Origin of the sequence: Pantoea sp. SS70 (genome assembly GCF_029866845.1) — a bacterium.
Classification (GTDB): Bacteria; Pseudomonadota; Gammaproteobacteria; order Enterobacterales; family Enterobacteriaceae; genus Pantoea; species Pantoea leporis.
This window is the reverse complement of record NZ_CP117200.1, coordinates 145,058-160,422: the sequence shown is the minus strand read 5'-3', so window position 1 is coordinate 160,422 and position 15,365 is coordinate 145,058. Positions and strand designations below refer to the sequence as shown.

14 protein-coding genes and 1 pseudogene are annotated in these 15,365 nt (G+C 54.0%); 8 read left to right on the top strand and 7 right to left on the bottom strand.

The genetic code is table 11. From position 1 onward, the window contains the following. Nucleotide 1: 1 nt before the first annotated feature. Nucleotides 2-964, bottom strand: coding sequence for an ABC transporter substrate-binding protein (locus PO881_RS20345; RefSeq protein WP_280173324.1), 963 nt, complete (start codon nt 962-964; stop codon nt 2-4). A 174-nt stretch (nt 965-1,138) separates the two neighbouring features. Continuing rightward, nucleotides 1,139-1,432, bottom strand: a complete 294-nt coding sequence (locus PO881_RS20340) for a hypothetical protein (RefSeq protein WP_280173193.1) — start codon at nt 1,430-1,432, stop codon at nt 1,139-1,141. 45 nt (nt 1,433-1,477) lie between these two features. Here PO881_RS20340 and PO881_RS20335 point away from each other — a divergent pair, with 45 nt between their 5' ends. Next, nucleotides 1,478-2,455, top strand: a complete 978-nt coding sequence (locus PO881_RS20335) for a 2OG-Fe(II) oxygenase family protein (protein WP_280173192.1) — start codon at nt 1,478-1,480, stop codon at nt 2,453-2,455. A 239-nt stretch (nt 2,456-2,694) separates the two neighbouring features. Continuing rightward, nucleotides 2,695-3,246, top strand: a complete 552-nt coding sequence (locus PO881_RS20330; protein ID WP_101761687.1) for an NlpC/P60 family protein — start codon at nt 2,695-2,697, stop codon at nt 3,244-3,246. Nucleotides 3,247-3,283: 37 nt separating this feature from the next. Here the strand turns inward: PO881_RS20330 and fhuE are convergent, their stop codons facing one another. Continuing rightward, nucleotides 3,284-5,437, bottom strand: a complete 2,154-nt coding sequence (gene fhuE / locus PO881_RS20325; protein ID WP_280173191.1) for a ferric-rhodotorulic acid/ferric-coprogen receptor FhuE — start codon at nt 5,435-5,437, stop codon at nt 3,284-3,286. A 452-nt stretch (nt 5,438-5,889) separates the two neighbouring features. On the opposite strand from fhuE, the gene PO881_RS20320 reads away from it, so the two are divergent. The 5 genes and pseudogenes from PO881_RS20320 to PO881_RS20300 all read left to right on the top strand — a co-directional run bounded on the left by PO881_RS20320 (nt 5,890) and on the right by PO881_RS20300 (nt 8,373). After that, entirely contained in the window at nt 5,890-6,978 is a 1,089-nt protein-coding gene (locus PO881_RS20320; protein ID WP_255527759.1) for a YncE family protein, read from the top strand. A gap of 71 nt (nt 6,979-7,049) precedes the next feature. Further along, nucleotides 7,050-7,172, top strand: a pseudogene (locus PO881_RS20315) (dihydrodipicolinate synthase family protein); the annotation flags it as partial. A 121-nt stretch (nt 7,173-7,293) separates the two neighbouring features. Beyond that, nucleotides 7,294-7,509, top strand: coding sequence for a YdgH/BhsA/McbA-like domain containing protein (locus PO881_RS20310; protein WP_007890154.1), 216 nt, complete (start codon nt 7,294-7,296; stop codon nt 7,507-7,509). Nucleotides 7,510-7,703: 194 nt separating this feature from the next. After that, complete coding sequence (locus PO881_RS20305; RefSeq protein WP_110866788.1) at nt 7,704-7,919, top strand: YdgH/BhsA/McbA-like domain containing protein; 216 nt, start codon at nt 7,704-7,706, stop codon at nt 7,917-7,919. A 142-nt stretch (nt 7,920-8,061) separates the two neighbouring features. Beyond that, nucleotides 8,062-8,373 (top strand): cupin, encoded by a 312-nt coding sequence (locus PO881_RS20300; protein WP_192413150.1) that lies wholly within the window; start codon nt 8,062-8,064, stop codon nt 8,371-8,373. 202 nt (nt 8,374-8,575) lie between these two features. On the opposite strand, the gene PO881_RS20295 is transcribed toward PO881_RS20300, so the two are convergent. Next, the gene (locus tag PO881_RS20295; RefSeq protein ID WP_101761682.1) at nt 8,576-9,265 is read right to left on the bottom strand and encodes an N-acetylmannosamine-6-phosphate 2-epimerase; all 690 of its coding nucleotides are present in this window, start codon (nt 9,263-9,265) and stop codon (nt 8,576-8,578) included. Then, nucleotides 9,262-10,821 (bottom strand): PTS transporter subunit EIIC, encoded by a 1,560-nt coding sequence (locus PO881_RS20290; RefSeq protein ID WP_280173190.1) that lies wholly within the window; start codon nt 10,819-10,821, stop codon nt 9,262-9,264. Before PO881_RS20290 ends, PO881_RS20295 begins: the two co-directional genes overlap by 4 nt. A 151-nt stretch (nt 10,822-10,972) precedes the next feature. On the opposite strand from PO881_RS20290, the gene PO881_RS20285 reads away from it, so the two are divergent. Further along, nucleotides 10,973-11,800: a MurR/RpiR family transcriptional regulator gene (locus PO881_RS20285; protein WP_271460491.1), complete on the top strand. Its 828-nt coding sequence runs from the start codon at nt 10,973-10,975 to the stop codon at nt 11,798-11,800. A gap of 119 nt (nt 11,801-11,919) precedes the next feature. On the opposite strand, the gene PO881_RS20280 is transcribed toward PO881_RS20285, so the two are convergent. Together PO881_RS20280 and PO881_RS20275 are read right to left on the bottom strand one after the other, a co-directional pair. Continuing rightward, complete coding sequence (locus PO881_RS20280) at nt 11,920-13,857, bottom strand: MacB family efflux pump subunit (RefSeq protein ID WP_192234685.1); 1,938 nt, start codon at nt 13,855-13,857, stop codon at nt 11,920-11,922. After that, the gene (locus PO881_RS20275; RefSeq protein ID WP_110866794.1) at nt 13,854-15,029 is read right to left on the bottom strand and encodes an efflux RND transporter periplasmic adaptor subunit; all 1,176 of its coding nucleotides are present in this window, start codon (nt 15,027-15,029) and stop codon (nt 13,854-13,856) included. The genes PO881_RS20280 and PO881_RS20275 overlap by 4 nt, the downstream gene beginning before the upstream one ends. Between the last annotated feature and the right edge of the window lie 336 nt (nt 15,030-15,365).

The window sequence follows — 15,365 nt, the reverse complement described above, 5'->3', positions numbered from 1 at the left end:
CTCACTCCACTTTCGCCGCGACAAACTGCGTGCTAAACGCGCTCTGCCAGTCGGTGGACGCTTTGAGTAAACCGGCGTTGACCATAAAGTCACGCGTTGCCTGCCAGCGCTTATCCGTCATCACGCCTAGACCTTGCTGCGCGGCATCGCCGCCGTCAATCAGGTGCAGGGCTTTCATCTGTGATACGCCAAAGGCGAGAACCGCGTCGGTCATCTGCGGGTTCTCCTTTTTGATCAGCGCATTACCGGCAGTCGGATTGGCAAGGTAGGATTTCCAGCCTTCCATCGATGCCGCCACAAAACGCTTCAGGACATCCGGCTCTTTTTGCAGCAAATCGTCGCGCGTCACCAGAATGCCGCCGTATGCCGGATAGCCATAATCGGCAAACAGATAGAATTTGCTGTCCGGCTGCACCTCTTTAATTTGCTGCACTTCGGAGGTGGCATAAGCCTGCTGCGCGGTGTTTTTGTCGGCGAGAAACGGTTGCATGTTGAAGGTGTAAGGGCGCGCCTGACCATCCTGCAGCTGATATTTGCCTTTCAGCCACGGCCACCAGCTGGCTTGCCCGCTGGCAGAAACCAGCACGGTTTTACCTTTCAGCTGATCCAGCGACTTCACATCGCCGTGGGTAACAATGCCTTGCGGATCAAACTGAAACGGCGCGGCGATGGCTTTCAGTGGGAAGTTGCGCTCAACGCCCCGCAGCACTTGCAGGTCATAGCTGACGATGACATCAGCACGATTCGCCAGCAGCAGCGTCATGTTATTCAGCTGTGGCCCGCCGGAACGCACCTCAACATCCAGCCCATATTTTTTATAAATGCCGGTGGCGAGCGCCTGGTAATAACCGCCTTGTTCAGCCTGCGCGACCCAAGTGGTTTGCAATACCAGTTTGTCGGCGGCGTGCGACAGTGCAGAGCTGCTCAGCAGAGCAGCGAATAAGGAGAAACGGAAACGCGACATTGTCATATAACCCCCAATAAACGTTGAGTTTGTTGTCGTCATCAGGGGCGTAGCGGCGCATGGCGTGCTCACGATGCGTATGCGCATCGTCCCCTGACGAGGTACAGCTAATGCTGTAGAGCAATGTCCTGCGTGCATCTGTTGTCACGCTGACCGCTTATACTCAGTGGGGATTTAGCAAAGCGCATGCCATTCGTGCAACCCACTGAAAGTAATATAGTTGATATTGATGGTGCCGGGCTTTTGCTTCATCGATCGCTCATTAATGAGGCAAATCAGCGTGTTTTGCACCGCCATTGTGCAGACCGGATGTGGGATATTCCCTAACGTATTGATTTTAAGCGGCGCAGCGTGCTGGCACAGCCTTTGCTTGGCTGAAACTGAGTAGAAGCTGTCAACCGTGGTTTCACCCGGTGGGTCATTGCTCGATCGCCTGCGGCATTCAGCAGGCGCGGGGATGACTGCCACGCTGCGGGTAAGTCATCCGTTATCGCTCAATAACGAGGTGCACCAATGGAAAAGACCACTTATGACATGCATGAACTGGCGAAAGAATCGCGTATGGGCGCGCGCGGCGTAGAAGCTGCACGTGATGTGCGCATCATCGATCTCTCCGATTTCGACCAACGTAAAGCGGAAATAGCCGATCAGCTGTGGCAAGCCGCCACCGAGATTGGGTTTTTCCAGGTTTCCGGCCACGGTATTCCGCTCGACGACATCAATGCGGCTTTTGCTAACGCAGAGCGCTTTTTCTCGCTGCCGCAAAGTGACAAAGCGCGTCATCCACTCAGCCGCAATGCCGGCTGGGAATACCGCGCGCAAATCCGTCCATCTACCGGTAAACCGGACCAAAAAGAGTCGTACCAGGTGACGCGTCCGCGCATGGCAGGCTTGTGGCCGGATGAGGCCACCTTGTCGGGTTTTCAGCATGATGTACTGAAGTTCGAGCGTCAGTGCTGGGAAGTTGGCATGCGCTTGCTCTCCTGTTTTGCCCTGAAGCTGGGATTCCCCGACGATTTCTTTGCCAAAGCGCATGAGCCTTCGCACGAAACCTACCAAAGCACGCTGCGGATGCTGCACTACTTTGCCATCAGCGGCGAGCCAGATGGTCCGTGGCGCGCCGGGGCGCACACCGATTTCGATTGTCTGACCTTGCTGTTCCAGCGTGATGGGCAGGGCGGTTTGCAGGTGTGTCCGGGCAAAGAGATGGAAGAGCAAATCTGGACGCCGATCCCGCCGCTGGAAGGCTTAATTACCTGTAATATCGGCGATATGTTGATGCGCTGGAGTGATGACAAGTTACCGTCGAACTTCCATCGCGTCAGCAATCCGCTGCCTGGTGAATCGGTGCCGGCACGCTACAGCCTGGCGTTTTTCTGCCAGGCGAATGAAGATGTGATTATTGAAGGACCGGAGAAAAAATACCCGCCTATTTCCGCGAAGGATTATCTGGCGCAGCGTATTAGCGCCAATTTCTCCGGCAAGTATTAAACTTACAGCTGTAAGCCGAAATTGATGTCGTTCTGTGCAGGAGCGCAAATATTCTCCTGCACAGAAAAAGCCCAGCGTGGAAAATAGATTTTTAACTCAAATACAAGATGTTACCGTTGCGTAAACTTAGGTAAAATCAACCGACAAATAAAAGATTTCACTGCACGCCTATTTATTTCTGCAACTTTTTTACGGTATAAATCTCTGACCACTGTCTCCCTCAGCGAAATCACCAACACATGATCAATTCTGCCGCCAGCAAAGTTATCGCCTGCCTGTTTGTTTTCACTCTGGCAGGTTGTTCTTCGAAGTCTTCGCATGCGCCTGCTGAGGAAAGCGTTGATACCTCGGCAGACAACGGCAAACAGCCCGATTTAATCCCGGTGATTGCCGCGCTGCACGATCAAATGCATTCGTGGGAAGGGACCAAATATCAGTGGGGCGGCACACAATTAACCGGCGTCGATTGCTCGGGATTTGTCTGGCGCACGCTGAAAGATCGTTTCAATATTCCGATGGATCGCGTCACCACCAAAGAGTTAATTGCCATGGGCAAACCGGTGGATCAGGCGCATTTGCAACCCGGTGATTTAGTGTTCTTCCGCATTAAACGTGAGCTGCACGTCGGCTTTTATGACACCGATCATCAGTTCCTGCACGCATCGGTGAGTCAGGGCGTGATGCGCTCTTCGCTAAATAATCCATACTGGAAATCGGTTTATTTAGAGGCGCGGCGCTTGCCGAAAGAACAGAATTCTCAGATCAGTTTCAATTATAAAAACAAGGTTTGATGAGAGGTGCGCATAAATGCGCACCTTGAGACTTTAATTAAAACTGATACGAAACGCTCATCGAAACACTGCGCGGTGCGCCATAAACGTAGCTGTTCATGTAGCTGTAATATTCGCGATCAAACAGGTTATCGACGTTCGCCTGCACCGCCACCTGTTTAGTCACCTGATAGCGCGCAAACAGCGAAGCCAGCGGAATGCTGCCCTGATAAACACGCACGCTATCGCCGCTGGCATTGGTGGCATCTTCAAACACGCGGTTCTGCCAGTTGATGCCGCCGCCAACCGTGAGATCCGGCAACATCGGCAGCTGATAACGGGTAAACAGCTTAAAGGAAGTCTGCGGCTGATAGCTGTTGAAACGTCCCTCTTTATCCCGCGCCACGTAGCGTGTGGCACCGAACGTCAGCTGCAGATTATCCGTTAGCGCGCCATTCAGCTCAAACTCCGCACCTTTGCTGACCGCACCTTTGGCGGGCGCATAAGCCTGTTCGTTGCCGCTCAGGTAGACGCCATTAATCGCCTGACCGACGTTGTCCTGCTCAATACGGAATACCGCCACCGTCGCCGTTAATCGACCATCATACCAGGCGGACTTCAGACCGGTTTCATAGCTTTTGCCGGTTACCGGCGACAGGTATTTACCGTTGATGTCACGATCGGTTTGCGGCAGGAAGATCGAGGTATAGCTGCCGTACGCCGACCAGGTATCGTTGATGTCGTACACCAAACCAGCGTACGGCGTGGTGTTATTGTTCGTCATATCACCGCTGCTGCCGTTGGTGCTCCACTGCGTGTAACGCGCACCAATAATCAGCGACAGCGGATCGGCCAACGAGAAGCGTGCGGCGGTATAAGCCGATTTCTGGCGAATGGTATCGTCGGCATTCTGATACCAACCTTGCCACTGCGGCTCGGCAATGTTGCCGTTCCAGCTGTTATTGAAAATGCCCATATCGTTTGAGGCGATGTTGTAGTTTTCCAGATCGGTAACGCCATCCTGGCTGTAAGTGGCGTTGTGCTGGCGGCTGTAGCTCACGCCCGCCATTAACTGATGCTGACGACCTAACAGCTCAAACGGACCGCTGGCGTAGCCGTCGAACGAATCCATCTGACGTTTACCGCGATCCATGCTGCCGAAGCCGGTGGTGCCTTCGCCGCTGTCCTGATCGGCGCTGCCCATCACATACAGCAGCTTATCGTTAAAGGTGTTCTCGGCGTGCGTGCCGTTGACGTGGATGTTCCAGCCGTTATCGAAGTTATGATCGATGTCGGCGAATATTTTGCGCGAATTGGTGTTGTAGCGCGCCCAGTTGGCGGCGGAGTTGAGGCTGCGATCGTAATGCGTGGTGGCGTTGTTGCTGTAGAACATCGGCAAGCCGCCCCACGTTGGATTGCCGGTATTAGCATCTTCGTAGTCGTAGCCCAGCGACAGCGTGGTGTGCTCAGTGATGTCGGCATCAATCACGCCGTAGAGGAATTTTTTGGTTTTGTGGTAGCGATCGAGCCAGCTGTCTTCATCGCTGTAACCGGTTACCACGCGTCCGCGCAGGCTGCCATCCTGGTTTAGCGGTGCTGAGAGATCCGCAACATAACGCTGTTTGTTCCAGCTACCGTAGCTGGCGCTGACCGTACCGGTAAAGGTTTTACTGTCGGCGTGTTTACGTACCATGTTGATCGAGGCTGACGGGCTGCCCGCGCCGGTCATCAATCCGGTGGCGCCGCGTACGATCTCAATACGCTCGTAAATGGCGGTATCAGAAGCGGCATCGCCGTAGTTCCAGGCGTCATTAACCGAGGTCGGGATGCCATCGAACGAGAAGTTGGTGACTTTAAAGCCGCGCGAATAATATTCCGAGCGCTCACTGTCGATCAGATTGGTCGAGATGCCGGTGGCGTTGGTCAGCACATCGTTCACCGATTGCAGGTTCTGATCCTGCATGCGCTGTTGCGTTACCACGCTCATCGATTGCGGTACATCGCGTGGCGTCAGCAACAGCTTAGTGCCCGCTCGCGTGGTTTTTACCGCGTAATCCTGCTTTTCATTGTTATCGCTGTCGCCGGTTGCGGATGCCTCGACCACCAAATCCTGCGGCGAATCGCTAGCTGCCTGCGCCGGGCTTGGCGTAAACAGGGCATGAATCGTCACCGCCAGCAGTGAGACGTTAAAGGTTTTCCTAATGCCAGACATAAAATTTCCTGTTGAAACGCGTGTTATAGGAAGCTGTTTTGCTTCGTTTTTTATCGTTTACGTCGTGACTCATTCGCCCAAAAGGGCAGAAGATAAGGCACGCAAACCGCCACTGCGTATTTATTGAGAAAGCCAATGATAATCATTTGCTTTAAAGAATCTGCGGAAGGTTGCAACTGTAATTGTAATAATGTGTAAGTAAGTTATGAATCAATGGCTTACGGGTGAAAATAACCTGTTAATTGCTCACGTTTTCCTATTTTTTCAGGCGATATTTGGACGTTTTTAGTAAAGAAAGGTGTGCGGCATGCTGGAATCGATCTACGGCAACGTAAGGAAGATCGTCGAGAAAGTTGCTAAGTTTATGCTAATGCGTATGATTCTCATTCTTCTTGTATTTTCCGTACGCGTACGCGCGTAACGGAGCCGTTCATCCATTGATGGAGTTGAGCATGAAATCGTTATTTAGCCCGCGCAAAGCCGCCGTAGCGGCAGCGATCGTCGCTGCATTCAGCCTGACCGCTTGTCAGGCTCCGGCGAAAAAAGCCGAAGCGCCAGCCGCCGCTGCCAAGCCAGTTGATACTTCTTTGACCCAGCGCACGCTGGGCGATGGCCTGTATGAAATGGCGTATTCGCCTGCTGCGAAAGCGTTATACGTTGCCAGCGCGCAGAGCTTTAAAGACGTTAACGGTGGTGTAATTTATCGTCTCGACCCAACCACACTGGAAACCAAAGGCGTTACGCATACCGATTTGAAAAACTTTGGTACGGCGATCGATGAAGCCGGCAACGTGTTCTACACCACAAACTCGCTGGATGGCGCTATCTCTAAAGTGGATGCGCAGAGCGGCAAAGTGCTGGAACGTTTAGTCTTCCCAGGTAAGAAAGATAAAGAAGGTTATCCGGCGGGCGCGCGTGAAGTGCTGTGGCACGGCAACGAGCTGTATGTCGGTCGCGTAGCCGATCCGGGTTATATCTCGGTGGTTGATGAGGAAACCTTCAAGCTGAAAGCCACCATCAAGAATGCAGGCAAATGGGTAACCGGCATCATCTATTCCCCGCTGACTGAGCGCATTTACGCGACCAACGGCGCGGGCGAAATTCTGGTGATCAATCCACGCACCCACAAAATTGAGAAGCGCTGGACCGCCGGCGACGGTAGAGAGTATCTGTTCCTGAACATGGCGGAAGATCCGGCGACCGGCCGCCTGTTCGTAACCGATGACTCAAAAGGCAAAGCCACGCTGGTATTTGATGAGCGCACTGGGAAAGTGATCAAGCGTATTGAAGGTGATGCGCTAGCGATTAAATTCAACGCTAAGCGTAATGAGATCTACATCAGCCAGCGCGAATCGAAGAAAGTGCTGCAGCTGGATGCCACCACTTACGCGGTGAAAAACAGCTGGTCGTTTGATAACAATCCAAACAGCCTGCTGATTGGCCCGGACAACAACACGCTGTATGTCACGTTGAAAGCGGAGTTCAACAAAGACTCCTCAACCAAAGGCCAGGATCAGATTGCGCGCATCGTGCTGAAATAATCCCCGACTTGTAGCGATAATCCATGCCCTCGTAAGAGGGCATTTTTGTTTCTGATGTCTTTGCCGCAGCAGGCCTAACCGCCGGTTGTGAAGTGTGGTATTCCGTGTGCGGCGGACTGTTTCCGCGCACCGCTAAAGCGCTTATGGATGTGGCAAAAGTCAAAAAGGTCATCACCGAGCTCGAGCTGGCATAGTGATAGTGAGTTGATTAACTGTGATCGCACTAATAGTTAATCTGATAATAGTTTCAATGGTTATCATTGTTTCTATCGAAGGCGCACAGCTTTCAAATCAAACAACCAAAGGAATACGACCATGAAAACTATCAAAACTCTGACTATCGCCGCTGCCGCCGCTCTTTCACTGATGTCTGCTGCCAGCTTCGCACAGACCGTTTCAGCAACCTCGCTGACTCTGGATGGTGCTGAAGCGAAAATCGCTGCGCAGGCAAAACAGAATGGTGAGCAGTACAAAATTTTAGAAGCGAGCAACGGCAACGTCGTACATATGACCGCAGAACTTTACAAATAACGGATGGTTGCATACGGATGTGCCAGAACAGGTCGCCTACGGGCGGCCTTTTTTGTCGATATAACGCAGTAACTGTACAGTTACGTAAGTTATCGTGATCGCACTAATGGTTAATATTGAAACGATAACCTAGGTTATTATTATTCTCATCGAAGGCACACAGCCTTCTCGTTAAACCACTAAGGATTATGACCATGAAAACTATCAAAACACTGTCTATCGCCGCTGTTGCTGCTCTTTCAATGATGTCTGCTGCTAGCTTTGCACAGAGTATATCTGTTGAGTCTTCTACTCTGGATGGTGCAGAAGCGAAAATCGCAGCGCAGGCGCAAGAGCAGGGCGCTCAGTATAAAATTACTGAAGCCAACACTAACAACCGCGTACACATGACTGCCGAGTTATACAAATAAGTTAATTGCACAAGCAGTTGTGTTAAGGCCGCCTTCGGGCGGCTTTGTTGTATCTGAATGTCCGTAAATGGCCTGCGCATGTCCCGCCGCACGCCCGGGCTGTGTGTATCATCAACGCAGTTCTCCCCTACACGGATATCGCATGAAAATCTACGTCAGCAAAAACTTCTCTCCCGCAAAAGCCTGGGATGCGTTAGACATCGCCAACTTCTTCGGCACCAGCGTGCGTCTGCACTGGACCAATCAACCTTACAAGTGGCACATCAATGATGGCGAGGAAGTGTTTGCGGTGCTGGATGGTGTGGTAGAGATGCATTACCGCGAAGCAGGTGAGGTGAAGAAAGTGCTGCTGAATAGCGGCGACATTTTTTACGCCAGCATCGGCACCGAGCATGTTGCGCACCCGCAAGGCGAAGCGCGCGTATTAGTGATCGAAAAAGAAGATTCGGTTTAACGCCGGATACTGACTCACCCAAACACGCTAACGCATCAAGTGTGTTAGCGTGTTTGAGATTCACAATCGTGCGAAAAATAACCGCCTGCGCGCATCGGGCGCGGTGTGGTGCGAGGCGAGTTTTATCCACAGGTTAACGGCGACTCTACGCACGGGGATTGTGGATAACCTTAGGCGAGGTGCCTAATGGGCACCTCAAAAATTAATTGATGGCATTCACAAAGCGGCGCGTTATCTGCTGTGGACGCGTAATCGCGCCGCCGACCACCACCGCATGCGCGCCCAGCGCCAGACAATGCGCCGCCATTTCCGGCGTTTCAACATTCCCCTCGGCAATCACCGGCACCTTTACCGCAGCCAATACGTCACGCAGGAAGCGGCAATCATCGGCGGCCAAATAGCAGCCTTGCGTTTCTGCGGTGTAGCCGTGCAGCGTGGTGCCGACACAATCGAAAGCTAATTGCGCCGCCTGACGCGCTTCTTCCACCGTGGCGATGTCCGCCATCAGCAACAGTTGCGGATAGCGTTGGCGAATCGCTGCCACCAACGCCGGCAACTGCAAATCGCCGGGACGTGTGTGTAACGTGGCATCCAGCGCAATCATCGCCGGATTCGCCACCATCAACTCATCCACTTCCCGCAGCGTCGCGGTGATATACACATCGCTGCCGGGATAGTCGCGCTTAATAATGGCGATAATCGGCAAATCCACGGTTTGCATAATCTGCTGTACGTCGATCAGGCTGTTGGCGCGAATCGCCGCCGCTCCGCCTTCCATCGCCGCTAACGCCATGCGCGACATAATAAACGGGCTGTGTAACGGCTCATCTTCCAGAGCCTGACACGAGACCACCAGTTTCCCCTGAATCTGGGCCAGCATCGGTGCTTTCATAGCGCGAGTAACTCCTCTACTTCATTTTTGATAATGGTGACGTGCGGGCCATAAATCACCTGCACGCCTTTGCCACGTTGGATCACGGCGCGTGCGCCGGTAGCTTTCAATGCGTTTTCATCGAGTTTGCTGCTGTCGATGAGCGTGATGCGCAGACGGGTGGCGCAGCAATCCAGTTCGGCGATGTTCTGCTTGCCGCCTAAAGCCGCGATCACCTGCAGTGGACGTTCTCCGGCGACCATCGGCACAGTTTCAACGCTGACGTCTTCGCGACCCGGCGTTTTGAAATTGAAGCGGGTGATCAGCAAGCGGAAAGTAAAGTAATAGAGCAGGAACCACGGCGCGCCTATCAGCGGGACATACCACCAATGGGTTTTCGCTTCGCCCTGCAATACGCCGAACAGAATGAAATCAATCAGGCCGCCCGAGAAGGTTTGGCCGATGGTGATGTGCAGGATGTGGGCGATCATAAACGCCAGCCCATCAAACAGCGCGTGGATGACATACAGCACCGGCGCGACAAACAGGAACGAGAACTCAATCGGTTCGGTGATGCCGGTAAGGAAAGAAGTCAGCGCCGCCGACAGCAGCAATCCGGCCACGCGTTGACGGTTTTCCGGCTTAGCGGTGTGGTACATCGCCAGACACGCGCCGATCAGGCCAAACATCATGGTGATGAAGCGCCCGGACATAAAGCGCGCGGTGCCAATGTAGAATTGTTGCGTGTGGGGATCGGCAAGCTGGGCGAAGAAGATGCGCTGCGTGCCTTCCACCAGATGTCCGTTGATTACTTCGCTGCCGCCGAGTGCGGTGGTCCAGAACGGCAGATAGAAGATGTGATGCAGGCCGAACGGGCCGAGCATGCGCAGTACAAAGCCGTAAATAAAGGTGCCGAAATAACCGGTGGCATCCACCAATCCGCCCATACCAAAAATCAGCTTCTGGAAATGCGGCCAGACGATGGTCATCGCCGCACCCACCAGAATGGCGACGAAGGAGCTGATAATCGGCACGAAGCGCGAGCCACCAAAGAAGCCAAGGAATTGCGGCAGGGCGATTTTGTTGTAGCGATTATGCAGCATGGCCGTCACCAGCCCGATCACCACGCCACCAAATACGCCGGTTTCCAGCGTCTGAATGCCGAGCGCCATGCCTTGTCCCACCGCGCTAAGGTTGCCCTGCGCCAGCACGCCGGTCAGCGTCAGCAGCGCATTGATGGTGGCGTTCATTACAAGATAAGCCAGCAGCGAGGCCAATCCTGCGGTGCCCTTGTCGCTTTTGGCCAATCCTACCGCTACGCCAACCGCAAATAGCACCGCGAGGTTGGCGAACACCACCGATCCGGCGCTCGCCATGATGGTGAACATGCCTTGCAGCCAGGCGACATCGAGGAATGGATAGGCTTTGACGGTGTTGGGATTGGAAAGTGCGCCGCCAATGCCCAGCAGCAAACCGGCCGCCGGTAGCACGGCGATCGGTAACATGAACGACTTACCAAACCGCTGGGCTTTTTCAAACCAACCCCCTGAAGAGGCACCGCTGAACAGTGATGACATAAATTTTTATCCCTGAAGTGATTTTGTGGTGAAAATTATTATCACAATCTCATTCATAAGATGAAAATTTCCATCATTATTGTGATAGCTTTCACTTATGCCCTAATCTGCTGCACACTGTGCGCCATAATGTCGTGAAGAAGAGGCCGCCATGACGGACAACGAAAACATCTTGCTGCACCTGCGCCAGGGCTTGCCGGGCTACAGTCCGACGCTGCAAAAGCTGGGCGATTTCATCCTCACCGACCCGCAGAAAGTGCTGTATCTCACCATCACTGAATTAGCGCGCGAGACCGACACCAGCGAAGCAAGCGTGACGCGGCTGTGTCGTCATCTCGGCTGCAAAGGCTATACCGAATTCAAAATGGCGCTGGCGCTGGATGTGCAACACAATCAGCCCGCCGCCGTCGCTAGCGGTGACAGCATCGACATGCTGGTGGAGGAAACGGTGCAGGCGCTGCGCGATACCGGGAAATTCATTAACCGCGAGGTGCTTCAGAGCGCGGTGGAAGCGCTGCATCAGGCTAAAACTATCCAGATCTACGGCGTGGCGGCCAGCGCGATTACCGGTGAGTATTTGCACTATCGCCTGTTGCGCTTAGGTAAATCGGCGCAGCTGTTTGGTGATATGCATCGCGCGGCGATGAATGCCTCGACGCTCAGAGAGGGCGATTTGGTGATCGCCATCTCCGCTTCCGGCTCGACTAAAGATGTAATGCATGTGGTTAAGGTGGCGAAGAAGCAAAACGCGCGCGTGCTGATGCTGAGCAACACGCTGCGCAGCCCGATGGGCAGCTTAGCCGATATGCTGTTAGTGGCTGCGCGGCCGGAAGGCCCGTTCAACGCTGGTGCGCTGAGCGGTAAAGTGGGTGCAATGATGTTGGTGGAAGTATTGATTAACGAGTTGATGACGCATGATGCCCGGTATCAGGCGGCCAGCCAGCAGACAGCAACGGCGACCTTGCCGATGTTGATGTAAAACGGCAAATCCATAGCGGCGCGATTTATTGCGCGTTTTTACACAAGTAAAAAGGTCAAAAGAGCGCGATAAATCGCGCCGCTACGGAACAGTGCTAATAGATTAAAGCGATATTTCAGTTATTCGCTTGCCAATGCCGCCACCGGATCCATGCGTGCGGCTTTGCGCGCCGGCAGGTAACCAAAAATCATGCCGATAATGGTGGAGCAGGCAAAGGCCGCGCCTGCTGATTGCCATGAGAAGATCGCGGTAATCATGCCGCCCGCCAGCAGGCTGATAATCGGTCCAATCACCAGCGCCAGCGCGACGCCGAGCGATCCGCCCACCAGACAGACTAAAACTGCTTCGATCATAAACTGTTGCATGATGTCGCCGCGCCGTGCGCCCACCGCCATGCGCACGCCGATTTCATGGGTACGTTCCGTTACCGACACCAGCATGATATTCATCACGCCGATGCTGCCAATCATCAGCGCAATAGAGGCGACCAGCAGAATCAACAGCGTTAACGTCGCGGCGGCATCTTCAATCGCTTTGCGGTATTTGTCGCGGTTGAACACCAGGAAATCTTTGCTGCCGTGACGCGCGGTTAGCAGTTGCGTCAGCGATTCCACCGCCGGGCCGCTCACCACATCGTCCTTCAGCTTAATGCTGATGCTGGTTAGCGCGGTTTGCCCGCTGATGCGATACATCACAGTGCTCCACGGCAGCCACACGCTGAGGCGATTGGGCGACATGCCATCGTTATTATCCGCCACGCCAATCACGCGCACCGGCACCGAACCCAGCACGATCATCTTGCCAATTGGGCTTTCCCCGTGTTCGCCAAACAGTTTGTTGCGCGTGTTGGTATCGATAATGATCTCCTGACGCGCGTGGCGTTCATCGCTGAAGTTGCTGCCTTCCAGCAATTTAATGCCCTGAATCTGGAAATACGCTTTGCCGACGCCGTACACCGAGGTTTTGGACGCGTTGGAAAGATAGCGAATCGGCTGATTGGCGATCATTTCCGGGCTGACCGCTGCGACAAACTGCTGACGCCCAATCACGTCGACATCGGCCATCACCAGCGTCAGCACCGGATGCGCTTCATCCTCGACAAAATCACCACCGGCATAGATCGACACCACATTGGTGCCGAGCCCGGAAATACTCTCCAGCGTTTTTTGCCGCGCGCCCTGGCCGAGCGCCACCACCGTGACCACCGCCGCGATGCCAAAAATAATCCCGGTCATGGTCAGCGCGGTGCGCAGCCGATGCGCGTTCATGGCATTCAGCGCCATGCGCAATGATTCGCGAAAGCGATCGAGCAAGCCGCGCAGCTTGCTCTGGCTTTTAGGCGCGGCGGGGACATATTGCGCGCGGGTTGCATCCTGTTTGCGGCCGCTGTCGGCAAAAATCTCGCCGTCCTGAATCTCAATAATGCGATCGGCGTGCTGCGCCACTTTCATGTCGTGCGTGACGATGATCACCGTGTGACCTTCGCGATTGAGATCGTGTAGGATGCGCAGCACCTCTTCGCCGGAATGCGAATCCAGCGCGCCGGTCGGTTCATCGGCAAGAATAATTTCGGCACCGTTAATCAGCGCGCGCGCGATACTGACGCGCTGCTGCTGGCCGCCGGATAGCTCGCCCGGTTTGTGATGTTCGCGGCCCTGTAAACCTAAACGTGCCAGCAGATCCGCCGCGCGCTGCAGCCGTGCTTTGCCCTGCAGATTGGCGTAGATCGATGGAATCTCGACGTTGCTCAAGGCGCTGAGATCCGGCATCAGATGATAACGTTGGAAGATAAAGCCGATATGCTCGCGACGGACTTTCGCCAGCGCATCCGGCGACAGCGTGGCGGTGTTCTGGCCACTGATGAAATAGTCGCCGCTATCCGGCGCATCCAGGCAGCCAAGAATATTCAGCAGTGTCGACTTACCCGAACCGGACGGCCCGATAATCGCCACCAGCTCGCCGCTAGCAATGCTCAGGTTAATGTCTTTCAGCACATGCAGAGATTGCGAACCGTTAACATAGCTGCGCTGGATGTTTTTCAGTTCGATGATATTCACATCAACACCTCGTCAGCGCCCGCCGTCTGCGTAGCAAGGATCACTTTCTCGCCGACTTTTAAACCGCTCAGCACCTGAATATCAACGCTGTCAGTGATGCCAGTGGTGATGATGCGTTTGACCGGCTGGTTATCCTGATCGGGGATTTCCACGTAGGTTTTGCCATCCGCGTCTTTCTTCGTCGCCTGCACCGGCACCAGCAAAGCGTCTTTGGCGGAATCACGCAGCAGGTTGACCTGCGCCGTCATGGAGATGCGCAGCGCGTTGTCGGGGTTTGGCACATCCAGCAGCGCGTTGTAATAGACTGCGGCGTTGGTGCTGCTGGCTGGCGTGCTTTCGCTGTTGCCCATCAGCGCGTCATCTTTCATCACCGATTCCGGCGCCAGTTCGAGGCTGCGCAGCGTGGCGTTGTAGCGCTTGTCTGGATTGGAGAAGGTGGTGAACCACGCTTGCTGGCCTGGCTGCACGTTGTTGATGTCGGCTTCGGAGATCTGCACTTTAATCGTCATGGTGCCGAGCTGCGCCAGCTTGGCGATGGTTGGCGCGGTTTGTACCGCGTTCACCGTTTGACCTTGCTTAGTGACGATGGCGATGACCGTGCCGTCCATTGGCGCCATGATGCGGGTATAACCGAGATCGAGCTGCTTCTTATCCACCTCAATCTGCGCCTGAATCACGCGCGCTTTTTGCGCGGTTAGCTCGGCGCGTGCACTGCGCCACTCTTGTTCGGCGGTATCAAAATCCTGACGCGAGATCGCATTGGTTTTAATCATCTGCTGCAAGCGCTGATATTGCGCTTGCTGTCGCACCAGCGCGGCTTCGCGGGTTTCCAAATCGGCCTGCGCCACGCTCAGCGCCGCCTGCGCGTTACGCAAATCGCTGCGCTGCGGTTGATCGTCAATTTCGGCGATTAGCTGGCCTTTGCTGACGCTATCGCCAGATTTGATATAGAGCTTTTTCACCTGACCAGAAACCTGCGCACCGACGTTGACGCGTTCAACCGCATCCATTTTGCCGGTGGCAGCAATCACGTTTTCGATATTTCCCTGACGCACTTCGGCGGTGACCACCGCGTTAGGTTTATGGCGTGAACCGGCGAAATGCCAGATCAACAGCAGGAGAATGACGGCAGCGAGCGTAGCGAATAGCCACTTTTTTGAGATATTGAGCATAAGCGTCCCTTATATGAAGCGAGAATCATAATCACTTAAGGGAACAAACTGGAGAAAATTCGCCGGATTTATCTGGGTAATGCGCGCTGGTTGAAAAATGATTAAAGTTTTCCGAATAGAAAGGGCGGCTGGGTTGTTTACAGCGTATCTGAGTCACTGATTGGGCGTAGGGTCGCCATTTATGACGTAATGTTTGTCAGTTAAGCCACGAAACCTCTCATCACCCAGAGCACATATTGTAGCGGCGCAATTTATTGCGCGATAAATCGCGCCGCTACGGAAGGTGCGGTGATTTGATACGACGCTTAACTGAGCGGCATTACGTCATTTATGGCG